Source organism: Mycolicibacterium xanthum, assembly GCF_019710635.1.
GTDB lineage: Bacteria > Actinomycetota > Actinomycetes > Mycobacteriales > Mycobacteriaceae > Mycobacterium > Mycobacterium xanthum.
Map to the genome: position 1 here is coordinate 93,836 of NZ_JAIFZS010000015.1, position 23,508 is coordinate 117,343.

A 23,508-nucleotide genomic window follows, 5' to 3' on the forward strand; every position below is an offset into this window, starting at 1 on the left:
CCAAGCCTGAGCCCTCTACCGCGCTCAGTGACCTTGTCGCGTGTCGTGCGTCCGTGAGGTTCCGGCTTGACGGCCAGCCGAACCGACGCAGATATCGCGGCAATGCGGACCCGGCAGCACCGGCTCTCCGAATGGTCGCATGAGGTGCTGGAAGGATGCATCTTGGCAGGGTCCCGCCAGATCAGTTCAGAAGTAGCTACCGATTACTCCGTTCCCGGAGCACCCAACCGAATTTCCTTCGCGAAGCTGCGTGAGCCGCTCAAGGTTCCCGGGCTTCTCGACGTTCAGACCGAGTCCTTCGAGTGGCTCGTCGGCGACGAGGACTGGTTCCAGCGCGCCGTCGACCGCGGGGAAGTCGATCCCAAGGGCGGCCTGCAGGAGGTTCTCGAGGAGCTGTCGCCGATCGAAGACTTCTCGGGCTCGATGTCGCTGTCGTTCAGCGACCCGCGCTTCGACGAGGTCAAGGCGCCGGTCGACGAGTGCAAAGACAAGGACATGACGTACGCGGCCCCGCTGTTCGTCACGGCCGAGTTCATCAACAACAACACCGGCGAGATCAAGAGCCAGACGGTCTTCATGGGCGACTTCCCGATGATGACCGAGAAGGGCACCTTCATCATCAACGGCACCGAGCGCGTCGTCGTGTCGCAGCTGGTCCGTTCGCCCGGTGTGTACTTCGACGAGAGCATCGACAAGTCGACCGAGAAGACGCTGCACAGCGTCAAGGTGATCCCGGGTCGCGGCGCGTGGCTGGAGTTCGACGTCGACAAGCGCGACACCGTCGGTGTGCGCATCGACCGCAAGCGCCGTCAGCCGGTCACCGTGCTGCTCAAGGCGCTGGGCTGGACCAACGAGCGGATCGTGGAGCGCTTCGGCTTCTCCGAGATCATGATGGGCACGCTGGAGAAGGACAACACCGCCGGCACCGACGAGGCGCTGCTGGACATCTACCGCAAGCTGCGTCCGGGCGAGCCGCCGACCAAGGAGTCCGCGCAGACCCTGCTGGAGAACCTGTTCTTCAAGGAGAAGCGCTACGACCTGGCCCGGGTGGGCCGCTACAAGGTCAACAAGAAGCTCGGCCTGAACGCCGGCGAGCCGATCACCAGCTCGACGCTGACCGAAGAGGACGTCGTCGCCACCATCGAGTACCTGGTGCGCCTGCACGAGGGCGACCAGGTGATGACCGCGCCCGGCGGCGTCGAGGTCCCGGTCGAGGTGGACGACATCGACCACTTCGGCAACCGTCGTCTGCGCACCGTCGGCGAGCTGATCCAGAACCAGATCCGGGTCGGCCTGTCCCGCATGGAGCGCGTCGTGCGCGAGCGGATGACCACCCAGGACGTCGAGGCCATCACGCCGCAGACCCTGATCAACATCCGTCCCGTCGTGGCGGCGATCAAGGAGTTCTTCGGCACCAGCCAGCTGAGCCAGTTCATGGACCAGAACAACCCGCTGTCGGGCCTGACCCACAAGCGCCGCCTGTCGGCGCTGGGCCCGGGTGGTCTGTCCCGTGAGCGGGCCGGCCTCGAGGTGCGCGACGTGCACGCCAGCCACTACGGCCGGATGTGCCCGATCGAGACCCCGGAGGGCCCGAACATCGGCCTGATCGGCTCGCTGTCGGTGTATGCCCGGGTGAACCCGTTCGGCTTCATCGAGACCCCGTACCGCAAGGTCATCGACGGCGTCGTCACCGACCAGATCGACTACCTGACCGCCGACGAGGAGGACCGCCACGTCGTGGCGCAAGCCAACTCGCCGCTGGACGCCGAGGGGCACTTCGCCGAGGACCGGGTGCTGGTCCGCCGCAAGGGCGGCGAGGTCGAGTACGTCTCGTCGACCGAGGTCGACTACATGGACGTCTCGCCGCGCCAGATGGTGTCGGTCGCGACCGCGATGATCCCGTTCCTCGAGCACGACGACGCCAACCGCGCCCTGATGGGTGCCAACATGCAGCGCCAGGCGGTTCCGCTGGTGCGCAGCGAGGCGCCGCTGGTCGGTACCGGCATGGAGCTGCGTGCCGCCATCGATGCCGGTGACGTCGTGGTCGCCGACAAGGCCGGTGTGATCGAGGAGGTCTCGGCCGACTACGTCACCGTGATGGCCGACGACGGCACCCGGCACACCTACCGGATGCGCAAGTTCGCCCGGTCCAACCACGGCACCTGCGCCAACCAGCGCCCGATCGTGGACGCCGGGCAGCGCGTCGAGGCCGGCCAGGTCATCGCCGACGGGCCGTGCACCGAGAACGGTGAGATGGCGCTGGGCAAGAACCTGCTCGTGGCGATCATGCCGTGGGAGGGCCACAACTACGAGGACGCGATCATCCTGTCCAACCGCCTGGTCGAAGAGGACGTGCTGACCTCGATCCACATCGAGGAGCACGAGATCGACGCCCGCGACACCAAGCTGGGTGCCGAGGAGATCACCCGGGACATCCCGAACGTCTCCGACGAGGTGCTGGCCGATCTCGACGAGCGCGGCATCGTCCGCATCGGCGCCGAGGTCCGCGACGGCGACATCCTGGTCGGCAAGGTCACCCCCAAGGGCGAGACCGAGCTGACCCCGGAGGAGCGACTGCTGCGCGCGATCTTCGGCGAGAAGGCCCGCGAGGTCCGCGACACGTCGCTGAAGGTGCCGCACGGCGAGTCCGGCAAGGTCATCGGCATCCGGGTGTTCTCCCGCGAGGACGACGACGAGCTGCCCGCCGGTGTCAACGAGCTGGTCCGCGTGTACGTGGCGCAGAAGCGCAAGATCTCCGACGGCGACAAGCTGGCCGGACGCCACGGCAACAAGGGCGTCATCGGCAAGATCCTGCCGGTCGAGGACATGCCGTTCCTGCCGGACGGCACCCCGGTCGACATCATCCTGAACACCCACGGTGTGCCGCGACGGATGAACATCGGCCAGATCCTGGAGACCCACCTCGGGTGGGTGGCCAAGGCCGGCTGGAACATCGACGTCGTTGGTGGCACGCCCGACTGGGCGAGCAAGCTACCCGAGGAGATGCTGGCGGCCGAGCCGGACAGCATCGTGGCCACCCCGGTGTTCGACGGTGCGCGGGAGGCGGAGCTGCAGGGCCTGCTGGGCTCGACGCTGCCGAACCGCGACGGCGAGACGATGGTGGACGCCGACGGCAAGGCCGTGCTGTTCGACGGCCGCAGCGGCGAACCGTTCCCGTACCCGGTGACGGTCGGCTACATGTACATCCTGAAGCTGCACCACCTGGTGGACGACAAGATCCACGCCCGCTCGACCGGTCCGTACTCGATGATCACCCAGCAGCCGCTCGGTGGTAAGGCGCAGTTCGGTGGTCAGCGGTTCGGTGAGATGGAGTGCTGGGCCATGCAGGCCTACGGCGCCGCGTACACGCTGCAGGAGCTGTTGACCATCAAGTCCGACGACACCGTCGGCCGGGTCAAGGTGTACGAGGCGATCGTCAAGGGCGAGAACATCCCCGAGCCGGGCATCCCCGAGTCGTTCAAGGTGCTGCTCAAGGAGCTGCAGTCGCTGTGCCTCAACGTCGAGGTGTTGTCCAGCGACGGTGCCGCGATCGAGATGCGTGACGGCGACGACGAGGACCTGGAGCGCGCCGCTGCCAACCTCGGTATCAACCTGTCGCGCAACGAATCCGCATCCGTCGAGGACCTCGCCTAGGCCTCCCGTCGACCGCCCATATCAGTTTCCAAATCCCGCAAGGGGAAAGGGAGTTACGTGTTAGACGTCAACTTCTTCGATGAACTCCGCATTGGCCTGGCCACCGCGGACGACATCCGCAATTGGTCCTTCGGCGAGGTCAAGAAGCCGGAGACCATCAACTACCGCACGCTCAAGCCCGAGAAGGACGGCCTGTTCTGCGAGAAGATCTTCGGACCGACTCGCGACTGGGAGTGCTACTGCGGCAAATACAAGCGCGTCCGGTTCAAGGGCATCATCTGCGAGCGCTGCGGCGTCGAGGTGACCCGGGCCAAGGTGCGTCGTGAGCGGATGGGCCACATCGAGCTGGCCGCGCCGGTCACGCACATCTGGTACTTCAAGGGCGTCCCGTCGCGCCTGGGCTACCTGCTGGACCTGGCCCCGAAGGATCTCGAGAAGATCATCTACTTCGCGGCCTACGTGATCACGTCCGTCGACGACGAGATGCGGCACAACGAGCTGTCCACGCTCGAGGCCGAGATGGTCGTCGAGAAGAAGGCCGTCGAGGATCAGCGCGACGCCGATCTGGAGGCACGGGCCCAGAAGCTCGAGGCCGACATGAAGGAGCTCGAGGCCGAGGGCGCCAAGTCCGATGTGCGCCGCAAGGTGCGCGACGGCGGCGAGCGCGAGATGCGTCAGCTGCGCGACCGGGCCCAGCGCGAGCTGGACCGGCTCGACGAGATCTGGACCACGTTCACCAAGCTGGCTCCCAAGCAGCTGATCGTCGACGAGCTGCTCTACCGCGAGCTGCAGGACCGCTACGGCGAGTACTTCAGCGGGGCGATGGGTGCGGAGTCGATCAAGAAGCTCATCGAGAACTTCGACATCGACGCCGAGGCCGAGATCCTGCGCGAGACCATCCGCAGCGGCAAGGGCCAGAAGAAGCTGCGTGCGCTCAAGCGGCTCAAGGTCGTCGCGGCGTTCCAGCAGTCGAGCAACTCGCCGATGGGCATGGTCCTCGACGCGGTCCCGGTGATCCCGCCGGAATTGCGCCCGATGGTGCAGCTCGACGGTGGCCGGTTCGCCACCAGCGACCTCAACGACCTGTACCGCCGTGTGATCAACCGAAACAACCGCCTCAAGAGGCTGATCGACCTCGGTGCCCCCGAGATCATCGTCAACAACGAGAAGCGGATGCTGCAGGAGTCCGTCGACGCGCTGTTCGACAACGGCCGCCGCGGCCGCCCGGTCACCGGGCCGGGTAACCGTCCGCTGAAGTCGCTGTCGGATCTGCTCAAGGGCAAGCAGGGCCGGTTCCGGCAGAACCTGCTCGGTAAGCGCGTGGACTACTCCGGCCGTTCGGTCATCGTGGTCGGCCCGCAGCTCAAGCTGCACCAGTGCGGTCTGCCCAAGCTGATGGCCCTGGAGCTGTTCAAGCCGTTCGTGATGAAGCGTCTGGTGGATCTGAACCACGCGCAGAACATCAAGAGCGCCAAGCGCATGGTCGAGCGTCAGCGTCCGCAGGTGTGGGACGTGCTGGAAGAGGTCATCGGTGAGCACCCGGTGCTGCTGAACCGCGCACCCACGCTGCACCGCCTCGGCATCCAGGCCTTCGAGCCGCAGCTGGTGGAGGGTAAGGCGATCCAGCTGCACCCGCTGGTCTGCGAGGCGTTTAACGCCGACTTCGACGGCGACCAGATGGCCGTGCACCTGCCGCTCAGCGCGGAGGCGCAGGCCGAGGCGCGCATCCTGATGCTGTCGAGCAACAACATCCTGTCGCCGGCGTCGGGCCGTCCGCTGGCCATGCCGCGTCTGGACATGGTCACCGGGCTGTACTACCTGACGACGCTGATCGAGGGCGACAAGGGCGAGTTCACGCCGGCCACCAAGGATCAACCGGAGACCGGTGTGTACAGCTCGCCGGCCGAGGCCATCATGGCCTTCGACCGCGGCGCGCTGAGCGTGCGGGCCAGGATCCGGGTCCGGCTGACGCAGCTTCGTCCGCCGGCCGACATCGAGGCCGAGCTGTTTCCCGAAACGGGCGAGCGAAGCGACGGGAAAACGGGAGGCTGGACCCAGGGTGACGCGTGGACCGCGGACACCACGCTGGGCCGGGTGATGTTCAACGAGCTGCTGCCGAAGGGCTATCCCTTCGTCAACGAGCAGATGCACAAGAAGGTGCAGGCGGCGATCATCAACGACCTGGCCGAGCGCTACCCGATGATCGTGGTCGCGCAGACCGTCGACAAGCTCAAGGACGCCGGCTTCTACTGGGCCACCCGTTCGGGCGTGACGGTCTCGATGGCCGACGTGCTGGTGCCGCCGCAGAAGCAGGAGATCCTCGAGCGCTACGAGCACGAGGCCGACGGCATCGAGAAGAAGTACCAGCGTGGCGCGCTGAACCACGAGGAGCGCAACGAGGCACTGGTCAAGATCTGGCAGAAGGCCACCGAAGAGGTCGGTGAGGCTCTGGAGCAGTTCTATCCGGAGGACAACCCGATCACGCTGCTGCCCAAGTCGGGTGCGACCGGCAACATGACGCAGGTGCGCAACCTGGCCGGCATGAAGGGCCTGGTGACCAACCCGAAGGGTGAGTTCATCCCGCGGCCGATCAAGTCGTCGTTCCGCGAGGGCCTGACGGTGCTGGAGTACTTCATCAACACCCACGGTGCCCGTAAGGGTCTGGCCGACACCGCGCTGCGTACCGCCGACTCGGGCTACCTGACCCGTCGTCTGGTGGACGTCAGCCAGGACGTCATCGTGCGCGAGCACGACTGCGAGACCGAGCGCGGCATCACCGTTGCGCTGGCCGATCTGCAGGCCGACACCCTGGTGCGCGACCAGCACATCGAGACGTCGGCCTACGCCCGCACGCTGGCCACCGACGCGGTGGACGCCGACGGCAACGTCGTCGTCGAGCGGGGTCACGACCTGGGCGATCCGGCGATCGACGCACTGCTGGCCGCGGGTATCACCGAGGTCAAGGTGCGGTCGGTGCTCACCTGCACCACCGGCACCGGGGTGTGCGCGATGTGCTACGGCCGTTCGATGGCCACCGGCAAGCTCGTCGACATCGGCGAGGCGGTCGGCATCGTGGCCGCGCAGTCCATCGGTGAGCCCGGCACGCAGCTGACCATGCGTACCTTCCACCAGGGTGGTGTGACCGGTGGCGCCGACATCGTCGGTGGTCTGCCCCGGGTGCAGGAACTGTTCGAGGCCCGCGTTCCGCGGAACCGGGCCCCGATCGCCGACGTCACCGGGCGGGTCCGCCTGGAGGAGGGCGAGAAGTTCTACAAGATCACCATCGTTCCGGACGACGGCAGCGAGGAAGTGGTCTACGACAAGCTGCCTCGCCGCCAGCGCCTGCGGGTGTTCAAGCACGAGGACGGCTCGGAGCGTCCGCTCTCCGACGGTGACCACGTCGAGGTCGGCCAGCAGCTCATGGAGGGCTCGGCCGATCCGCACGAGGTGCTGCGCGTCATGGGGCCGCGCGAGGTCCAGGTGCACCTGGTCAACGAGGTGCAGGAGGTCTACCGGGCCCAGGGTGTGTCGATCCACGACAAGCACATCGAGGTCATCGTCCGGCAGATGCTGCGCCGCGTCACGATCATCGACTCGGGCGCCACGGAGTTCCTGCCCGGCTCGCTGACCGAGCGCGCCGAGTTCGAGTCCGAGAACCGGCGGGTGGTCACCGAGGGCGGCGAGCCCGCGGCCGGCCGCCCGGTGCTGATGGGTATCACCAAGGCGTCGCTGGCCACCGATTCGTGGCTGTCGGCGGCGTCGTTCCAGGAGACCACCCGGGTGCTGACCGATGCGGCGATCAACTGCCGCAGCGACAAGCTCAACGGTCTGAAGGAGAACGTGATCATCGGCAAGCTGATCCCGGCCGGTACCGGCATCAGCCGCTACCGCAACATCCAGGTGCAGCCGACCGAGGAGGCCCGGGCGGCCGCGTACACGATCCCGTCCTACGAGGATCAGTACTACAGCCCGGACTTCGGCCAGGCCACCGGCGCCGCGGTGCCGCTGGACGACTACGGCTACAGCGACTACCGGTAGGTCGTCGCTTCGGCCACGGAAAAGCCCCCACCCCCTTGGGCGGGGGCTTTTTCGTGCCCGGGCCTTTTGCTTGCCCTGGGCCGAGTGTGAAGCTGCCTTCACGTTCGATGGCGACGGTGAAGATACCTTCACGTTCGCGGTCGTGAGGCAGCGTCAGCGGCCCTGGACAACCACCCCGGCGGCCTCCTCGAATCGTTTGACCACGGTGGTGAAGTCGGAATCCGGTCCCTGCTGCGCGAGCACGTCCTCCCAGAGCGCGCCGACGGCGGTGGCGATCGGGTTCAGCGTCCCCAGCTCCTCGGCTTCCTGCAGGTACAGCCGGACGTCCTTGACCATCAGCCCGGTGGCGAAGCCGTAGTCGAAGGTCCGCGGCAGCACCGCCCGCGGAAACTTGTCCCGGCTGGCGTGGGTGCCTCCGGATCCCGCATTGAGCACGTCGAGCATCACCTGCGCATCCAGACCGGCCTTCACGCCCATCGCCATCGCCTCGGCGGTGGCCGCCAGCGCGGTGGCGGCCAGCAGGTTGTTGACCAGCTTCATGGTCTGTCCCGCACCGGGTGTCTCGCCGACGAAGAACGGCCGGCCGAGCGTCTGCAGCAGCGGTTCGAGGGCGGGATATCCGGCGGCCGGGCCGGAGACCATCAGCGCCAGGCTCCCGTTCTCGGCGCCGGACACGCCGCCGCTGACCGGACTGTCGAACGCGGCGATTCCGTGCCCGGCCAGCGCGCGGGCGTTCAGCCTGGCGGTCTGCGCGCCGACGGTGGAGAGGTCGACGAACCGGTTGACCGTACCGGGGGCGGCGGCCAGATCGGCGACCACCCGGCGCGACACGTCCGGTCTCGGGAGACTGGCCAGCACGGTGTCGGCCCGCGCGCCCACCATCGCGACCGAGGTGGCGCCCTCGGCGCCGAGCCCGACCAGCCGGTCAATTGCCTCGGCGCGGGTGTCGAATCCGATCACCCGGTGACCGGCGGCGAGCAGTCGTGCGGCCATCGGGAACCCCATGTTGCCCAGCCCGATGAACCCGATCGTCACGTTGTCGACCCATCGACCTCGGCAAAGGCCTCGCGCGCAACACGGAACCCGTCGACGGCGGCCGGAGCGCCCGCGTAGACCGCCACCTGCAGCAGGATCTCGCGGATCTCGTCGCGGGAGACGCCGTTGGTCAGCGCGCCCCTGACATGCGTGCGCAATTCGTTGGGGCGGTTGAGGATCGCGATCATCGCGATGTTCAGCATGCTGCGGGTCTTGAGCGGCAACCCTTCCCGGCCCCACACCGCACCCCAGCAGTACTCGGTGAGCAGGTCCTGTAGGGGCTTGCTGAACTCGTCGGCGCTCTCTTCGGCACGCCGTACGTAGGCCTCGCCGAGCACCGCGGAGCGGATCCTCCGGCCCTTGTCGTAGCTGTCCTGGTCCATGGCTGGCATTGTGCCCGCTCCGACAGGTTGTCGGGCGGCGCACCTAGACTCGGGTGCGTGCTCATTGGTTCCCACGTCCACGGTGACGACCCGCTGGCGGCGGCGCAGGCAGACGGCGCCGACGTGGTGCAGTTCTTCCTCGGCAACCCGCAGAGCTGGAAGAAGCCGCCGCCGCGCGAGGACGCCGAGGCGCTCAAGGCCTCGCCCGTCCCGATCTACGTACATGCGCCGTATCTGATCAACGTGGCGTCGGCGAACAACCGGGTCCGGATCCCGTCGCGCAAGATCCTGCAGGACACCTGCGACGCGGCCGCGGCGATCGACGCCACCGCGGTGATCGTGCACGGCGGGCATGCCGACGACAACGACATGGAGGCCGGGTTCGAGCGCTGGGTCAAAGCGCTGGCCAGCCTGAACACCGAGGTCCCCGTCTACCTGGAGAACACCGCGGGCGGCGACCACGCGATGGCGCGGCACTTCGACACGATCGCCCGGCTGTGGGACCACATCGGTGACACCGGTATCGGCTTCTGCCTGGATACCTGCCATGCCTGGGCGGCCGGCGAGGCGCTGATCGGCGCCGTCGAGCGGATCAGGGCGATCACCGGGCGCATCGATCTGGTGCACTGCAACGACAGCCGCGACGCCGCCGGTTCCGGCGCCGACCGGCACGCCAACTTCGGCGCCGGCCAGATCGACCCGCAGCTGCTGGTGGCCGTCGTCGAGGCCGCCGACGCCCCGGTGATCTGCGAGACCTCCGACGAGGGCCGCAAGGACGACATCGCGTTCCTGCGCGAGCACGTTCGCTGACATCGCGACGCGTCACACTTTCGCAGCGGAACGCCCTTTGAACGGCGGGTGGCGTCGAGGTTAATTAGGCTTACGCGGATATTCACCTCGCCCGCGTCGAAAGGTCGCCGTGTCCGCGATTGAGCAGTCATCGATTGCGCGCACGCATGTCACGGATGCCCCGGCGCCGGACCGGCGGGCCCGACGGCTGCGCATCATCCGGTGGACGGCGATCGCCGTGTGGGCCACCGTGGTGGTCTGGCGCACCTTCACCGACGGGTTCGCCTTCAACCGCGAGTTGTTGCTGGTCTACATCTGCACCGGACTGGTGGCCGCCAGCATCGGACAGGGCCGACGGGTCTTCTACGTGGTGCGCGACTGGTTGCCGTTCGCGCTGGTGCTGATCGCCTACGACCTGAGCAGGGGAGCGGCGACCCTGGTCGGGCGCCCCACGCTGTGGCACTGGCAGGCCGACATGGACCGGTGGATGTTCTTCGGCACCATGCCGACGGTGTGGCTGCAGGAGCGCCTGAAACTGCCGCATCCGCCCTGGTGGGAAGTGGTGATCAGCAGCGTCTACATGTCGTTCTTCATCCTTCCGTACGTGGTCGCCGGGGTGCTCTGGCTGCGTGACCGCGAGGAGTGGAAGTCGTTCGTGCGGCTGTTCGTCGGGCTGTCGTTCGCTGCGCTGGTGATCTACGCGCTGTTGCCGGCGGCCCCGCCGTGGGCGGCGGCCCGCTGCACCGCCGACGATGTCGCGGGGGGACCGTCGGGTCCGCGCTGCATGTTCCACTCGGCCCGGGGGGTCCCCGACGGCGGGCTGTTGGGTGTGTTGCACTCCACGCATGACGGCGCCAACGCGTTCGTGGAGCGCATCGTCGGCCGGGGCTGGGGCGTGCTCAACCTGCACAGTGCCAGCGCGCTGATCGACCAGGGCCAGGCCAGCGTCAACCTGGTCGCCGCGATCCCGTCGCTGCATTCCGGCCTGTCGGCCGCGATCGCGGTGTTCCTGTGGAATCGGGTGAACCGCCGCTGGCGGCCGCTGTTGGTGGCCTATCCGCTGGTCATGGCGTTCACGCTGGTGTACACCGCAGAGCACTACGTGATCGATGTCCTGCTGGGCTGGCTGCTGGCGGCGGTGGTGATCCTGGGGATCCGGCAGTTCGAGGTGCGCAGATCGCGACAGCAACTGCTTCCGGAACCCGTTCAGAACACGATCGTCTGATTGCCGAACCGGATCACCCGGTCCTCGCAGTGCCACAGCACGGCCCGGGACAGCACCGCGCGCTCGACATCGGCGCCGAGCCGGGTCAGATCGGTGACGCTGTGCCGGTGATCCACCCGGACCACGTCCTGCTCGATGATCGGGCCCTCGTCGAGGTCCTGCGTCACGTAGTGAGCGGTGGCCCCGACCAGCTTGACGCCGCGCTCCTTGGCCCGGCGATACGGCGCCGCGCCGATGAACGCGGGCAGGAACGAGTGGTGGATGTTGATCATCGGGCAGCCGACCGCGTCGATGAACCGCGGCGTGAGGATCTGCATGTAGCGGGCCAGCACCACCAGGTCGACGTTGCCGCGCAGCAGGTCGAGCTGGCGCTGTTCGGCGTCGTCGCGGATGTCGCGGTGGGCCGGGATGTGGATGAACGGAACACCGAACGGGCGGACGTCGTCGGCGAGGTCGGGATGGTTGGCGATCACCATCACCACCGACATGTCCAGCTCGCCGCGCCGGTTTCGCCACAACAGGTCGAGCAGGCAGTGGTCCTCTCGGGAGGCCATGATCGCCACCCGCTTCGGCTTGGCCGCCTCGGTGAGCCGGAAGTCGATGTCGAACCGGGCGGCCACCTGCTCGGCGAACGACCGCTCCAGCCGGTCCCGGGCCGCCGGCAGGCCGGCGAGGTGAAAGATGGTGCGCTGCATGAACGTTCCGCCGGACTGCTGGGTGGAGTGCTGATCCAGCGAGATGATGTTGGCGCCCTGCCCGGCGAGGAACTGACTCACCGCGGCGACCAGGCCGGGCCGGTCGGCGCAGCGCAGCAGCAGCCTGCCGACGTCCTTGACCGGCATCGCGGGGTGACCCGCGGGGAACTGCCCCGATGCACCGGGTGTGCCGTCGTCCATGGATCCCGGAGTCTATCGGCATTACAGTTTCTTGTGCGACCGCAGGAAAGATGTAACAGTGGAGGGCATGGATCATTCGTCGGGCACCCACGTCGTCACCAACCAGGTGCCACCACTGGAGAACTACAACCCGGCCACCTCGCCCGTGCTGGCCGAGGCACTGATCCGCGAGGGCGGCCAGTGGGGCGCCGACGAGGTGTTCGAACTCGGCGCACTGAGCGGCACCGCCACCGCGCAACGGTGGGGGGAGCTGGCCGACCGGCATCGACCGGTGCTGCACACCCACGACCGGGTCGGTAACCGCGTCGACGAGGTGGAGTACGACCCCGCCTACCACGAGCTGATGACAGTCGCGGTCGGCCACGGGCTGCACGCCGCGCCCTGGGCCGACGAGCGGCCGGGTGCCCACGTGGTGCGCGCCGCCAAGACCTCGGTGTGGACGCCCGAGCCCGGCCACATCTGCCCGATCTCGATGACCTACGCCGTGGTGCCCGCACTGCGGCACAACCCGGAACTGGCCGCGTTGTACGAGCCGCTGCTGGCGAGCAGGGTCTACGACCCCGAGCTCGCCGTGCCCACGACGAAGCCGGGCCTGATCGCCGGCATGTCGATGACCGAGAAGCAGGGTGGTTCCGACGTGCGGGCGGGTACCACCCAGGCGCTGCCCAACGCCGACGGCAGCTACCGGCTCACCGGCCACAAGTGGTTCACCTCGGCCCCGATGAGCGACATCTTCCTGGTGCTGGCGCAGGCACCCGGCGGGCTGAGTTGCTTCTTCCTGCCGCGGATCCTGCCGGACGGCAGCCGCAACCGGATGTTCCTGCAGCGGCTGAAGGACAAGCTCGGCAACCACGCCAACGCCTCCAGTGAGGTCGAGTACGACGGTGCGACCGCCTGGCTGGTCGGTGAGGAGGGCCGTGGCGTCTCGACCATCATCGAGATGGTCAACCTGACCCGGCTGGACTGCACGTTGGGCAGTGCCACCAGCATGCGCAACGGGCTGACCCGGGCCATCCATCACGCCCAGCACCGCAAGGCGTTCGGCGCCTACCTCATCGACCAGCCTCTGATGCGCAACGTGCTCGCCGACCTCGCCGTCGAGGCCGAGGCGGCGACGGTTCTGGCGATGCGGATGGCCGGGGCCACCGATCACGCGGTGCGTGGTGACGAGCGCGAGACGCTGTTGCGCCGGATCGGTCTGGCCGCGGCCAAGTACTGGGTGTGCAAACGCTCCACTCCGCATGCCGCCGAGGCGATGGAGTGCCTGGGCGGCAACGGCTACGTCGAGGACTCCGGGATGCCCCGGCTCTACCGGGAAGCCCCCCTGATGGGTATCTGGGAGGGCTCGGGAAATGTCAGTGCGCTGGATACGTTGCGCGCGATGGCAACCCGGCCCGAGTGCGTCGACGTGCTGTTCGACGAGCTCGGATCCACCGCCGGTCATGACCCCCGGCTGGACGCCCATGTCGATGCCCTGCGACCACAGCTGGCGGACCTGGAATCCATCGAGTACCGGGCCCGCAAGGTCGCCGAGGACATCTCGCTGGCGATGCAGGGATCGCTGTTGGTGCGCCACGGCCATCCCGCGGTCGCCGAGGCATTCCTGGCCAGCCGGTTGGGCGGAGCTTGGGGTGGCGCCTTCGGCACGCTGCCGACCGGCCTGGACCTGGCCCCGGTGATCGAGCGCGCCCTGGTCAAGGCATGACCAGCGAGCGCGAGCGTGCGCGAATTGCCGCGCGATGGCGGCGTTTCGCGTGCAGACACGCGCATTCGCGGGTGGTGACGGCACGATGACCCACGCGATCGGGCGCGTCGACTTCGACGAGCTGAAGACGATGACCTACGAGGTCACCGACCGCGTCGCGCGTATCACGTTCAACCGGCCGGAGAAGGGCAACGCGATCGTCGCCGACACCCCGTTGGAGCTCTCGGCGCTGGTCGAGCGGGCCGATCTGGACCCGAACGTGCACGTGATCCTGGTGTCGGGGCGCGGTGCCGGGTTCTGCGCCGGGTTCGACCTGTCCGCCTACGCGGAGGGGTCCTCGCCGGCCGGTGACGACAGCCCGTACCGCGACACCGTGCTCTCCGGCCGAACGCAGGCGGTCAACCATCTACCGAACCAGCCGTGGGATCCGATGATCGACTATCAGATGATGAGCCGGTTCGTCCGCGGCTTCTCCAGCCTGATGCACGCCGACAAGCCCACCGTGGTCAAGATCCACGGCTACTGTGTGGCCGGCGGCACCGACATCGCGCTGCACGCCGACCAGGTCATCGCTGCCGCCGATGCCAAGATCGGCTATCCCCCCACCCGGGTGTGGGGGGTTCCGGCGGCCGGGATGTGGGCCCATCGGCTGGGTGATCAGCGCGCCAAACGCCTTCTGCTGACCGGTGATTGCATCACCGGGGCGCAGGCCGCCGAATGGGGCCTGGCCGTTGAGGCGCCCGATCCGGCCGACCTCGACGACCGCACCGAGCGACTCGTCGATCGGATCGCCGCGGTGCCGGTCAACCAGCTCATCATGGTGAAGCTGGCGATGAACAGTGCCCTCTACAACCAGGGCGTGGCCAACAGCGCGATGATCTCCACGGTGTTCGACGGCGTCGCCCGGCACACTCCCGAGGGGCACGGGTTCGTCGCGCAGGCCCGCGAGCACGGCTTCCGCGAGGCGGTGCGGCACCGCGACGAGCCGTTCGGTGACCACGGCCGGCAGGCCTCCGGGGTCTGACCGTGGCCACCTTGACCCGGATGACCGCGCGGTCGGTGGTGCTGAGCGTGCTGCTCGGCGCCCATCCGGCGTGGGCGACCGCTGGTGAGCTACTCAAGCTGACAACCGATTTCGACCTCAAGGAGGCGACGGTGCGGGTGGCGCTGACCCGGATGGTCGGTTCCGGGGACCTGATCCGCTCCGAGGACGGCTACCGGCTCTCCAGCCGATTGCTGGCACGGCAGCGCAGGCAGGACGCCTCCATCAACCCGCATGTGCGGGCGTGGGACGGCTGCTGGACGACGTTGCTGATCACCAGCATCGGTGGCGACGCGCGCACGCGCGCTGCGCTGCGGAACACGTTGCAGGAGCTGCGGTTCGGTGAACTTCGTGAGGGTGTGTGGATGCGGCCGGCCAATCTCGACGTCGAGTTGGCCGCCGACGTGCGCGAACGGGTCCGGGTGCTGCACGCCCGCGACGACGACCCGGTCGGGCTCGCGGGACAACTGTGGGATCTGACCGGGTGGGCGGCCGTCGGTACCTCGCTGCTCGACGAGATGGCCTCGGCAGCAGACGTTCCGGCCCGGTTCACCGCTGCCGCCGGGATCGTGCGCCACCTGCTCACCGATCCGGTGCTGCCCGACGAGCTGCTGCCCCCGGACTGGCCGGGTGCCGCGCTGCGGGCCGCGTACAACGACTTCGCCGCCGAACTGGTCGCGCGGCGCGACGGTGCTGAGTTGATGGAGGCGAAATGACCGGTTCAGGCGGAGTGCGCATCGAGAAGAGCGGTCCGGTGACGACCATCGTCATGGACCGGCCGGAGGCCCGCAACGCGGTCAACGGTCCGGCGGCCGCCGAACTACATGCGGCGTTCGACCAATTCGACCGCGACGACTCCGCTTCGGTGGCGGTGCTGTGGGGCGACAACGGGACCTTCTGCGCCGGAGCCGATCTCAAGGCGTTCGGCACACCCGATGCCAACCCGGTGGACCGGACCGGGCCGGGCCCGATGGGGCCCAGCCGGATGGTGCTGTCCAAGCCGGTGATCGCGGCGGTCAGCGGCTACGCCGTGGCCGGCGGTCTCGAGCTCGCGCTGTGGTGCGACCTGCGGGTCGTCGAGGCCGACGCGGTCATGGGCGTGTACTGCCGGCGGTGGGGGGTGCCGTTGATCGACGGCGGCACCGTGCGGCTGCCACGGCTGATCGGGCACAGTCGCGCGATGGACCTGATCCTGACTGGTCGCGGAGTCGGCGCCGAGGAGGCCCTGTCCATCGGCCTGGCCAACCGGGTGGTGCCCACCGGAGAGGCCCGCAGCCAGGCCGAGGCGCTGGCCGCCGAACTCGCCGCATTGCCGCAGCAGTGCCTGCGTGCCGACCGGACGTCGGTGCTCAACCAATGGGGGCACTCCGAGGCCGAGGCGATGGATTTCGAGTTCGGCAGCCTCCCGCGCGTCGCGGCGGAATCGCTGGAGGGCGCGGCCCGCTTCGCCGCCGGCGCCGGCCGCCACGGTGCGCGCGACTGAGGCCGGTGTACCCGGTCCTCAGCCCTTGGTGATGGTGTTGTTGCTGCCGGTGTTGCTGACCTTCGGGTCGCCGTCGGAGTAGGTGACGGTGTTGTTGATCCCGATCACCGACAGCTCGTCGTCGATCCGCTCGAACCCGATCTTGTTGTCGGCGCCGCCGATGTCGACGTTGGTGCACGCGCCGATGACGGTCAGGGTGTTGTTCGATCCGGCGATGTTCAGCGACTTGCCGTCGGCGCAGTCGATCTCTGCGGTGGTCCCGAACGATCCGTAATTGATCGTGTTGCCGATCTCGATCTGGGCGCCCGAGGTGCCCGCGGTCGCGGTGACGTCGTCGTTGCCCTGCCCGTCGGAGCCGCACGCGGCGACCGCCGCCAGCGCCGCGACTGCGGTGCCGATCCTGATCAGATGGGGATGCGGGGGTCTCATTTCTCGCTACTTCTCGTTTCGTCGTCGACGGGACCTCCGGTGGGTACCCGATCGACGCGATTTGTCATCCCCGATTCGCGGTCCCGGCCCCACCCGTAGGGGGAGCCGGAGCCCGTCCCGCGGCCGTCGCTGTCACGCTCGATTCCCCTTCGCCTCGCCGGGTGTGCGGATACTGGAAGCCTACGACGCCGGACTTGCGGGTTGGGGGGCCTTCGGCGGGCTTGGCGTAGGACTCGCCCGGGCCGGTGCCGCTGGGTAGCGTGATCGACGATGCGCCGACGTGCCACCCGGGCTCTTCTCGCCGCGATCACCGTGGCGGCGAGCGCGGTGGCGTGCTCGCAGAACGTCACCGGCACCGCGCAGCGGGCCGATCCCGGGACGCCGGACGCGATGCGCAGCTACGGCTACATAGACGACCGATGCGGGCTGCTCGACGACAGCGCGGTGCAGGCCACCCTGGACGCCGACGAGGTGACGCGCCCGTTCAGCGGTGCGGTCTGCCAGTACATCCTGTCGCGGCGCTCGAGCTCGGGAGCGGCCACCACCGTCGACGCCACGTTCTCCTGGTTCGAGACGGGCAGCCTGGATCGGGAGAGGGCGCTGGCCGCGGCGCGAGGTGCCACCGTCACCGACGTCGTCGTCGAACGCCACCAGGCGTTCTCGGCCCGTCGTGACATCACCGGCGCCGCGTGCTCGGTCACCGCGGCGGCCGGCACCGGGGTGTTGAGCTGGTGGGTGCAGTTCCGCGGTCAGAAGACCGGCGATCCGTGCGCGGAGGCGCAGAACCTGCTTTCTGCGACCCTGCAGTCGGACATGTGACGATGGCTGCCGCCGTCTTTGCGGCCCGGTTCTGCGTCGCGTTGTCGGTACCGCTGCTGCTGGCCGGGTGTGGCACGGCCGGCCAACAGGGTGCGACAGGCACCGATCCCCGCCTGCAGCCCACCGGACCGGGATTCCAGAGTGCCGACTGCAACGGCATCACCGACGCCGACATCGACCGGGTGGTCGGATCGGATCTGTTCAAGCCCGCCGTGGTCAGCGACGCCGGGTGCTTCTGGCAGGAGAACACCATGATCGGCAGCGTCGGCGCCGGGATGGGCATCTCCACCTGGTGGTACCGGGGCAGCGACATGGACACCGAGCGTGAGCTCGAGAAGCTGGCGGGCCGCCGGCTCACCGAACTGTCGATCGACGGCAACAAGGGCTTCAAGGCCTTCGACGACACGGCCTGCAGCATCTACGTCGCCAAGGGCGGTGACGTCATCACCTGGTCGATCCAGACGATGAACTCGGTGACACTGCCCGATCTCTGCTCCACCATCGAGCAGCTGGCCACCCTGAGCCAGGAACGGGTGAACTGACTGTGAACGGGTTGGGCAGCGGGTCGAAGGGCTAGAGTGCTCGCGGACCCGCTCGCGGGTGGCACGACTGACCGAGGGGGCACGCGACATGGCAGTTCGGCCGGCGCGCTCGGCGAAGCTCAGTCGTGAGGCCATCGTCAACGCGGCACTGACCTTCCTCGACCGTGAAGGTTGGGATGCGCTGACCATCAATGCGCTGGCCCACCAGCTCGGCACCAAGGGACCGTCGCTGTACAACCACGTGCACAGCCTCGACGACCTGCGCCGCACCGTGCGGATGCGGGTGGTCGGCGACATCATCGACATGCTCACGACGGTCGGGCGGGGCCGTACGCCCGACGACGCGGTGATGGTGATGGCCAGCGCATATCGCAGCTACGCCCATCACCACCCGGGCCGGTACTCGGCGTTCACCCGGATGCCGCTGGGCGGTGACGACCCGGAGTTCACCGCGGCCACCCATGCCGCCGCCGAGCCCGTGATCGCGGTGCTGTCGGCCTACGGGCTCGACGACGAGGCCGCGTTCTACGCCGCGCTGGAGTTCTGGTCGGCCATGCACGGGTTCGTGCTGTTGGAGATGACCGGGGTGATGAACGGCATCGACACCGACGCCGTCTTCACCGACATGGTGATGAGACTGGCCGCCGGAATGCGGTCGCGGTGATCGCGGGAAGCAGCGCAGCCGCAGGTCAGCGGGTTTTGTTGAGGTAGGCCGCCCTGGTATTGTGGACGGTCGTGCCTGGCAGATAAGGCGCTTGCGGTTCCCCGGTACGTCGTGGGGCCCACGAGCTTGCCTGCACGCCGGGCCACTTCGCATGTCTTCCGCCGTGCGGTGCCTTGGAAATTACTCCGAGACTGAGCGGTGGACGCATGCGACACGCCCGGCCGCGGGGTAACGCGGAAGGGCAAAACTGCAGGACGACAGAACTTAAGACAGCTCGACCACCACCTAGAGCAGCACCGTCAAACACGACGAGGAACACAGGAAGCCGGTACATGCCAACCATCAACCAGCTGGTCCGTAAGGGTCGCCGCGACAAGATCGCCAAGGTGAAGACCGCGGCCCTCAAGGGCAGCCCGCAGCGCCGTGGCGTGTGCACCCGCGTGTACACCACCACCCCCAAGAAGCCGAACTCGGCGCTTCGCAAGGTGGCGCGTGTGCGGCTGACCAGCGCGGTCGAGGTCACCGCCTACATCCCGGGCGAGGGCCACAACCTGCAGGAGCACTCGATGGTGCTGGTGCGTGGTGGTCGTGTGAAGGACCTGCCCGGTGTGCGTTACAAGATCATCCGCGGGTCTCTGGACACGCAGGGCGTCAAGAACCGTAAGCAAGCCCGCAGCCGTTACGGCGCGAAGAAGGAGAAGAGCTGATGCCGCGCAAGGGCCCCGCGCCGAAGCGTCCGTTGGTCAACGATCCGGTCTACGGATCGCAGCTGGTCACCCAGCTGGTCAACAAAGTCCTGCTGGACGGGAAGAAATCGCTGGCCGAGCGCATTGTCTACGGTGCGCTCGAGCAGGCTCGGGACAAGACCGGCACCGATCCGGTGGTCACCCTCAAGCGCGCCCTGGACAACGTCAAGCCCGCTCTGGAGGTCCGTAGCCGCCGCGTCGGCGGCGCCACCTACCAGGTGCCGGTCGAGGTCCGTCCGGACCGGTCCACCACGCTGGCGCTGCGCTGGCTGGTGAGCTTCTCCAAGGCTCGCCGGGAGAAGACCATGGTCGAGCGCCTGGCCAACGAGATCCTCGATGCCAGCAACGGTCTGGGTGCCGCCGTCAAGCGACGTGAGGACACCCACAAGATGGCCGAGGCCAACCGCGCCTTCGCGCACTACCGCTGGTGATTCCACCCGTGCGTGTCGGTGCTGATCGCACGGTGCAACTGAACACCTATCGAGCAAGCGAAAGAGTGGGAATCTAGCCGTGGCACAGGACGTGCTGACCGACCTCACGAAGGTCCGCAACATCGGCATCATGGCGCACATCGATGCCGGCAAGACGACGACGACCGAGCGCATCCTCTACTACACCGGGATCAGCTACAAGATCGGTGAGGTGCACGACGGCGCCGCCACGATGGACTGGATGGAGCAGGAGCAGGAGCGGGGCATCACCATCACCTCGGCCGCCACCACCTGCTTCTGGAACGACAACCAGATCAACATCATCGACACCCCCGGCCACGTCGACTTCACCGTCGAGGTGGAGCGCTCACTGCGCGTGCTCGACGGTGCGGTGGCCGTGTTCGACGGCAAGGAAGGTGTCGAGCCGCAGTCCGAGCAGGTGTGGCGGCAGGCCGACAAGTACGACGTCCCGCGAATCTGCTTCGTCAACAAGATGGACAAGCTGGGTGCCGACTTCTACTTCTCGGTGCGCACCATGGAGGAGCGCCTCGGCGCCAACGTCATCCCGATCCAGCTGCCGATCGGCTCCGAGGGCGATTTCGCCGGTGTCGTCGACCTGGTCGAGATGAAGGCCAAGGTGTGGAGCGCCGAGGCCAAGCTCGGTGAGAAGTACGACGTCGTCGAGATCCCGGCCGACCTGCAGGAGAAGGCCGACGAGTACCGCACCAAGCTGCTCGAGGCGGTCGCCGAGACCGACGAGGCGCTGCTGGAGAAGTACTTCGGCGGCGAGGAGCTCTCGGTCGAGGAGATCAAGGGTGCGCTGCGCAAGCTGACGATCAGCTCGCAGGCCTACCTGGTGCTGTGCGGCAGCGCGTTCAAGAACAAGGGCGTGCAGCCCATGCTGGACGCGGTCATCGACTACCTGCCGTCGCCGCTGGACGTCGCGGCCGCCGAGGGCCACGTCCCGGGCAAGGAAGACGAGCTGATCACCCGCAAGCCGTCGACCGACGAGCCGTTCTCGGCCCTGGCGTTCAAGGTCGCCACGCACCCGTTCTTCGGCAAGCTGACCTACGTCCGGGTGTACTCGGGCAAGGTCGATTCCGGTTCGCAGGTCGTCAACGCCACCAAGGGCAAGAAGGAGCGGCTGGGCAAGCTGTTCCAGATGCACTCCAACAAGGAGAACCCGGTGGAGACCGCGGCGGCCGGCCACATCTACGCCGTGATCGGTCTGAAGGACACCACCACCGGTGACACCCTGAGCGACCCGAACGATCAGATCGTGCTGGAGTCGATGACGTTCCCGGACCCGGTCATCGAGGTCGCCATCGAGCCCAAGACCAAGAGCGACCAGGAGAAGCTGGGCACCGCGATCCAGAAGCTCGCCGAAGAGGACCCGACCTTCAAGGTGCACCTGGACCAGGAGACCGGCCAGACCGTCATCGGCGGCATGGGCGAGCTGCACCTGGACATCCTGGTGGACCGGATGCGTCGCGAGTTCAAGGTGGAGGCCAACGTCGGCAAGCCGCAGGTGGCCTACCGCGAGACCATCCGCCGCAAGGTGGAGAAGGTCGAGTTCACCCACAAGAAGCAGACGGGTGGCTCCGGCCAGTTCGCGAAGGTGCTCATCGACCTCGAGCCGTTCACCGGCGAGGACGGTGCGACCTACGAGTTCGAGAACAAGGTCACCGGTGGCCGCATCCCGCGCGAGTACATCCCGTCGGTGGACGCCGGCTGCCAGGACGCCATGCAGTACGGCGTGCTGGCCGGCTACCCGCTGGTGAACCTGAAGGTCACGCTGCTCGACGGCGCGTTCCACGAGGTCGACTCGTCGGAAATGGCGTTCAAGGTGGCCGGCTCTCAGGTGATGAAGAAGGCCGCGCAGGCCGCGCAGCCGGTCATCCTGGAGCCCATCATGGCCGTCGAGGTCACCACACCCGAGGACTACATGGGTGACGTGATCGGCGACCTGAACTCCCGCCGTGGCCAGATCCAGGCCATGGAGGAGCGCAGCGGTGCGCGCGTCGTCAAGGCGCAGGTGCCGCTGTCGGAGATGTTCGGCTACGTCGGCGACCTCCGGTCGAAGACCCAGGGCCGGGCCAACTACTCCATGGTGTTCGACTCGTACGCCGAGGTTCCGGCGAACGTGGCGAAGGAGATCATCGCGAAGGCGACGGGTCAGTAACCCGGTTGTCTTCCGGCGAACAACAACTGCAAAGATCAACCCTGCTTTAACAAGAAAGCACCAACACAGTCCAGGAGGACACAGAAGTGGCGAAGGCGAAGTTCGAGCGGACGAAGCCGCACGTCAACATCGGGACCATTGGTCACGTTGACCACGGCAAGACCACGCTGACTGCAGCAATCACCAAGGTTCTGCACGACAAGTACCCCGAGTTGAACGAGTCGCGCGCATTCGACCAGATCGACAATGCGCCCGAGGAGCGTCAGCGCGGTATCACGATCAACATCTCCCACGTGGAGTACCAGACCGAGAAGCGGCACTACGCCCACGTGGACGCCCCCGGTCACGCTGACTACATCAAGAACATGATCACCGGTGCCGCCCAGATGGACGGCGCGATCCTGGTGGTCGCGGCCACCGACGGCCCGATGCCGCAGACCCGCGAGCACGTGCTGCTGGCCCGCCAGGTCGGCGTGCCCTACATCCTGGTCGCCCTGAACAAGGCCGACGCGGTGGATGACGAGGAGCTCATCGAGCTCGTCGAGATGGAGGTCCGCGAGCTGCTGGCCGCCCAGGACTTCGACGAGGAGGCCCCCGTGGTCCGCGTCTCGGCGCTCAAGGCGCTCGAGGGCGACGAGAAGTGGGTCAAGTCGGTCGAGGAGCTCATGGAGGCCGTCGACGAGTCGATCCCGGATCCGGTCCGTGAGACCGACAAGCCGTTCCTGATGCCCGTCGAGGACGTCTTCACCATCACCGGCCGCGGCACCGTGGTCACCGGTCGTGTGGAGCGCGGCGTGGTCAACGTGAACGAGGAGGTCGAGATCGTCGGCATCCGTCCGGACACCACCAAGACCACCGTCACCGGTGTCGAGATGTTCCGCAAGCTGCTCGACCAGGGCCAGGCCGGCGACAACGTCGGTCTGCTGCTGCGCGGCATCAAGCGCGAGGACGTGGAGCGCGGCCAGGTCGTGATCAAGCCGGGCACCACCACCCCGCACACCGAGTTCGAGGGCCAGGTCTACATCCTGTCCAAGGACGAGGGCGGCCGTCACACGCCGTTCTTCAACAACTACCGTCCGCAGTTCTACTTCCGCACCACCGACGTGACCGGTGTGGTGACGCTGCCGGAGGGCACCGAGATGGTGATGCCGGGTGACAACACCGACATCTCCGTCAAGCTGATCCAGCCCGTCGCCATGGACGAGGGTCTGCGCTTCGCGATCCGCGAGGGCGGCCGTACCGTCGGCGCCGGCCGGGTCACCAAGATCATCAAGTGATCTAGGTTCAGCCAACGGGAGTGGCGCTCACCCGAAAGGGTGGGCGCCACTTTCTTTGTTTCGCGAGCGGGCGTGTCTGCACACCGCCACGCCGCGCGGGCTGGCATTTCCCGCGCGCTCGCGGCCCTCGAGCGCGCTGTAACGGCACCCGGCGACCCGTCGATGTAC

General features: G+C 67.6%; 19 protein-coding genes. 15 read left to right on the forward strand and 4 right to left on the reverse strand.

The features are described 5' to 3' along the window. Window positions 1-144 precede the first annotated feature (144 nt). Window positions 145-3,654, forward strand: coding sequence for a DNA-directed RNA polymerase subunit beta (rpoB, locus tag JDV09_RS09195; protein WP_221368886.1), 3,510 nt, complete (start codon window positions 145-147; stop codon window positions 3,652-3,654). 57 nt (window positions 3,655-3,711) lie between these two features. Next, the gene (locus JDV09_RS09200; protein ID WP_221368814.1) at window positions 3,712-7,692 is read left to right on the forward strand and encodes a DNA-directed RNA polymerase subunit beta'; all 3,981 of its coding nucleotides are present in this window, start codon (window positions 3,712-3,714) and stop codon (window positions 7,690-7,692) included. A gap of 153 nt (window positions 7,693-7,845) precedes the next feature. Here JDV09_RS09200 and JDV09_RS09205 read toward each other — a convergent pair whose 3' ends face one another. Next, window positions 7,846-8,727 (reverse strand): NAD(P)-dependent oxidoreductase, encoded by an 882-nt coding sequence (locus JDV09_RS09205; RefSeq protein WP_221368815.1) that lies wholly within the window; start codon window positions 8,725-8,727, stop codon window positions 7,846-7,848. Further along, window positions 8,724-9,110, reverse strand: a complete 387-nt coding sequence (locus JDV09_RS09210) for a carboxymuconolactone decarboxylase family protein (protein WP_221368816.1) — start codon at window positions 9,108-9,110, stop codon at window positions 8,724-8,726. Before JDV09_RS09210 ends, JDV09_RS09205 begins: the two co-directional genes overlap by 4 nt. A gap of 57 nt (window positions 9,111-9,167) precedes the next feature. Between JDV09_RS09210 and JDV09_RS09215 the strand changes: the two genes are divergently transcribed. Together JDV09_RS09215 and JDV09_RS09220 are read left to right on the forward strand one after the other, a co-directional pair. Continuing rightward, window positions 9,168-9,920, forward strand: coding sequence for a deoxyribonuclease IV (locus JDV09_RS09215; protein ID WP_221368817.1), 753 nt, complete (start codon window positions 9,168-9,170; stop codon window positions 9,918-9,920). A gap of 109 nt (window positions 9,921-10,029) precedes the next feature. Beyond that, the gene (locus JDV09_RS09220) at window positions 10,030-11,124 is read left to right on the forward strand and encodes a phosphatase PAP2 family protein (RefSeq protein ID WP_221368818.1); all 1,095 of its coding nucleotides are present in this window, start codon (window positions 10,030-10,032) and stop codon (window positions 11,122-11,124) included. Here the strand turns inward: JDV09_RS09220 and purU are convergent. Continuing rightward, window positions 11,106-11,966, reverse strand: coding sequence for a formyltetrahydrofolate deformylase (gene purU, locus JDV09_RS09225; RefSeq protein WP_255605090.1), 861 nt, complete (start codon window positions 11,964-11,966; stop codon window positions 11,106-11,108). The two genes, JDV09_RS09220 and purU, sit on opposite strands and share 19 nt — an antisense overlap. Before the next feature lie 121 nt (window positions 11,967-12,087). Here purU and JDV09_RS09230 point away from each other — a divergent pair, with 121 nt between their 5' ends. The 4 genes from JDV09_RS09230 (at window position 12,088) to JDV09_RS09245 (ending at window position 16,250) form a co-directional block, all read left to right on the forward strand. Further along, window positions 12,088-13,725 (forward strand): acyl-CoA dehydrogenase family protein, encoded by a 1,638-nt coding sequence (locus tag JDV09_RS09230; protein WP_221368887.1) that lies wholly within the window; start codon window positions 12,088-12,090, stop codon window positions 13,723-13,725. 85 nt (window positions 13,726-13,810) lie between these two features. Further along, window positions 13,811-14,749: a crotonase/enoyl-CoA hydratase family protein gene (locus JDV09_RS09235; RefSeq protein ID WP_221368820.1), complete on the forward strand. Its 939-nt coding sequence runs from the start codon at window positions 13,811-13,813 to the stop codon at window positions 14,747-14,749. Window positions 14,750-14,769: 20 nt separating this feature from the next. Further along, complete coding sequence (locus JDV09_RS09240) at window positions 14,770-15,483, forward strand: PaaX family transcriptional regulator C-terminal domain-containing protein (RefSeq protein WP_221368888.1); 714 nt, start codon at window positions 14,770-14,772, stop codon at window positions 15,481-15,483. Continuing rightward, window positions 15,480-16,250 carry a crotonase/enoyl-CoA hydratase family protein gene (locus tag JDV09_RS09245; RefSeq protein ID WP_221368821.1) on the forward strand — a complete coding sequence of 257 codons (771 nt, stop codon included), beginning with the start codon at window positions 15,480-15,482 and terminating at the stop codon, window positions 16,248-16,250. The genes JDV09_RS09240 and JDV09_RS09245 overlap by 4 nt, the downstream gene beginning before the upstream one ends. A gap of 18 nt (window positions 16,251-16,268) precedes the next feature. On the opposite strand, the gene JDV09_RS09250 is transcribed toward JDV09_RS09245, so the two are convergent. Then, the gene (locus tag JDV09_RS09250) at window positions 16,269-16,679 is read right to left on the reverse strand and encodes a DUF3060 domain-containing protein (RefSeq protein ID WP_221368822.1); all 411 of its coding nucleotides are present in this window, start codon (window positions 16,677-16,679) and stop codon (window positions 16,269-16,271) included. A 270-nt stretch (window positions 16,680-16,949) separates the two neighbouring features. Between JDV09_RS09250 and JDV09_RS09255 the strand changes: the two genes are divergently transcribed. The 7 genes from JDV09_RS09255 to tuf all read left to right on the forward strand — a co-directional run bounded on the left by JDV09_RS09255 (window position 16,950) and on the right by tuf (window position 23,340). After that, a complete protein-coding gene (locus JDV09_RS09255) occupies window positions 16,950-17,498 on the forward strand; it encodes a DUF3558 domain-containing protein (RefSeq protein ID WP_221368823.1) in 549 nt (182 codons plus the stop codon). A gap of 2 nt (window positions 17,499-17,500) precedes the next feature. Then, complete coding sequence (locus tag JDV09_RS09260) at window positions 17,501-18,040, forward strand: DUF3558 domain-containing protein (RefSeq protein WP_221368824.1); 540 nt, start codon at window positions 17,501-17,503, stop codon at window positions 18,038-18,040. A gap of 88 nt (window positions 18,041-18,128) precedes the next feature. Continuing rightward, window positions 18,129-18,704 carry a TetR/AcrR family transcriptional regulator gene (locus tag JDV09_RS09265; protein WP_221368825.1) on the forward strand — a complete coding sequence of 192 codons (576 nt, stop codon included), beginning with the start codon at window positions 18,129-18,131 and terminating at the stop codon, window positions 18,702-18,704. Between the two features lie 332 nt (window positions 18,705-19,036). Beyond that, window positions 19,037-19,411, forward strand: a complete 375-nt coding sequence (gene rpsL, locus JDV09_RS09270; protein WP_003929602.1) for a 30S ribosomal protein S12 — start codon at window positions 19,037-19,039, stop codon at window positions 19,409-19,411. Next, a complete protein-coding gene (gene rpsG, locus JDV09_RS09275; RefSeq protein ID WP_018601866.1) occupies window positions 19,411-19,881 on the forward strand; it encodes a 30S ribosomal protein S7 in 471 nt (156 codons plus the stop codon). Before rpsL ends, rpsG begins: the two co-directional genes overlap by 1 nt. 130 nt (window positions 19,882-20,011) lie before the next feature. Continuing rightward, window positions 20,012-22,063 (forward strand): elongation factor G, encoded by a 2,052-nt coding sequence (gene fusA, locus JDV09_RS09280; protein ID WP_372452877.1) that lies wholly within the window; start codon window positions 20,012-20,014, stop codon window positions 22,061-22,063. 86 nt (window positions 22,064-22,149) lie between these two features. Beyond that, on the forward strand, window positions 22,150-23,340 hold the full coding sequence (gene tuf / locus JDV09_RS09285; protein WP_221368827.1) for an elongation factor Tu: 1,191 nt from the start codon (window positions 22,150-22,152) through the stop codon (window positions 23,338-23,340). Window positions 23,341-23,508: the final 168 nt, after the last annotated feature.

Coding starts and splice junctions, on each gene's coding strand:
- JDV09_RS09210 (WP_221368816.1), bottom strand. CDS start 9,110: ATGGACCAGGACAGCTACGACAAGGGCCGGAGGATCCGCTCCGCGGTG.
- purU (WP_255605090.1), bottom strand. CDS start 11,966: ATGCCGGTCAAGGACGTCGGCAGGCTGCTGCTGCGCTGCGCCGACCGG.
- JDV09_RS09230 (WP_221368887.1), top strand. CDS start 12,088: ATGGATCATTCGTCGGGCACCCACGTCGTCACCAACCAGGTGCCACCA.
- JDV09_RS09235 (WP_221368820.1), top strand. CDS start 13,811: ATGACCCACGCGATCGGGCGCGTCGACTTCGACGAGCTGAAGACGATG.
- JDV09_RS09240 (WP_221368888.1), top strand. CDS start 14,770: ATGACCGCGCGGTCGGTGGTGCTGAGCGTGCTGCTCGGCGCCCATCCG.
- JDV09_RS09245 (WP_221368821.1), top strand. CDS start 15,480: ATGACCGGTTCAGGCGGAGTGCGCATCGAGAAGAGCGGTCCGGTGACG.
- JDV09_RS09250 (WP_221368822.1), bottom strand. CDS start 16,679: ATGAGACCCCCGCATCCCCATCTGATCAGGATCGGCACCGCAGTCGCG.
- JDV09_RS09255 (WP_221368823.1), top strand. CDS start 16,950: ATGCGCCGACGTGCCACCCGGGCTCTTCTCGCCGCGATCACCGTGGCG.
- JDV09_RS09260 (WP_221368824.1), top strand. CDS start 17,501: ATGGCTGCCGCCGTCTTTGCGGCCCGGTTCTGCGTCGCGTTGTCGGTA.
- JDV09_RS09265 (WP_221368825.1), top strand. CDS start 18,129: ATGGCAGTTCGGCCGGCGCGCTCGGCGAAGCTCAGTCGTGAGGCCATC.
- rpsL (WP_003929602.1), top strand. CDS start 19,037: ATGCCAACCATCAACCAGCTGGTCCGTAAGGGTCGCCGCGACAAGATC.
- rpsG (WP_018601866.1), top strand. CDS start 19,411: ATGCCGCGCAAGGGCCCCGCGCCGAAGCGTCCGTTGGTCAACGATCCG.
- fusA (WP_372452877.1), top strand. CDS start 20,012: ATGGCGCACATCGATGCCGGCAAGACGACGACGACCGAGCGCATCCTC.